Below are 1298 nucleotides of genomic sequence, written 5' to 3' on the forward strand. Positions count from 1 at the left end.
CTGAGGTGCCACGGATCTTCCGGACAGGCCCCCAACTAGAGTTGGGGGAACCGGAGAGGAAGGCAGTTGGCGAGACAGAGGCGGCATTTCACCCAGGAGCACAAGGATGAGATCGTCCGCATGGTCCTGGACGGCCCGCGCCCCATCGCCCATGTAGCCCGTGAGGTCGGGATCCACGACACCACCTTGGGCAATTGGGTCAAGGAGTACCGCAGAAGGCACGGCGGTGGTTCGTCCGCCACGTCGGCCGGCGAGCCGAAGAGCCCCCGGGAACGGGAACTCGAACGCGAGGTCCGCAAGCTCCGCGATGAGAACGAGTTCTTGAAAAAAGCCGCGGCCTTCTTCGCGAAGGATCACCGGTGAGCGCCAGGTACGAGTTCATCGACGCGGAGAAGGCCGACCACGCCATTGTCGACATGTGCGCCTGGCTGCGGGTGTCGCGGTCGGGGTTCTATGAGTGGCGGAGCCGGCCGTTGTCGGCGACCGCCGAACGCCGTGAGCGCCTCAAGACGTTGATCGAGGCGATATTCGCCGCCAACCATGAGACCTATGGGTATCGGCGCGTCCACGCGGTGCTGGCCCGCTCGGGCGAGGAGGCCTCACCCGAGCTGGTGCGGCAGCTGATGCGCGAGCTCGGTCTCCAGCCGGTGCAGCCGCGGCCGTGGCGGCCGGTCACCACCCTGACCGGGGATCCGGGCGCGATCCCTGACCTGGTCGACCGGGACTTCACCGCGACACGGCCCGGGACCAGGCTGGTCGGGGACATCACCTACATCCCGACCTGGGAGGGGTTCCTGTATCTGGCGACCGTGATCGACTGCCATTCGAAGATGGTGGTCGGATGGGCGATGGCCGACCACTTCAAGACTTCACTCATCACCGCTGCGCTGGATTCAGCGGCCGGGAGCGTCCACATCGAGGAAGGGTGCATCTTCCACTCAGATCGCGGGTCGAACTACACCAGCGACGAGTTCGGCCGGCACATGGCCAATAAGTACAAGATGCGGCGATCGGTCGGCAGGACCGGCGTGTGCTGGGACAACGCGATGGCCGAGTCGTTCTTCGGGGCACTGAAGAACGAGTGGCTCAACCGTATGGTATTTGCCACACGAGCCAAGGCACGCCGTGCGGTTGTGCAGTACATCGAGGGCTTCTACAATCGACGGAGGCTTCATTCCGCGAACGGGTACCGGACACCGCTTGAGGTCCATACCGAGTACCTGAGCCGACAGCGAGCGGCGTAGATCTGCCCGCAGATCACCGATCAAGAAGCTGTCCGGAAAACGCGTGGCCCCTCA

Annotated in this window: 1 protein-coding gene; it reads left to right on the plus strand. The window is 64.5% G+C overall.

From position 1 onward, the window contains the following. Nucleotides 1–66 precede the first annotated feature (66 nt). A protein-coding gene (locus CHC11_RS39950; RefSeq protein ID WP_089317113.1) for an IS3 family transposase occupies nt 67–1244 on the plus strand; the annotation gives its coding sequence in 2 pieces (ribosomal slippage) (nt 67–337 and nt 337–1244; 1179 coding nt in all). Nucleotides 1245–1298 lie beyond the last annotated feature (54 nt).

Source organism: Actinomadura mexicana (assembly GCF_900188105.1).
Taxonomy (GTDB): domain Bacteria; phylum Actinomycetota; class Actinomycetes; order Streptosporangiales; family Streptosporangiaceae; genus Spirillospora; species Spirillospora mexicana.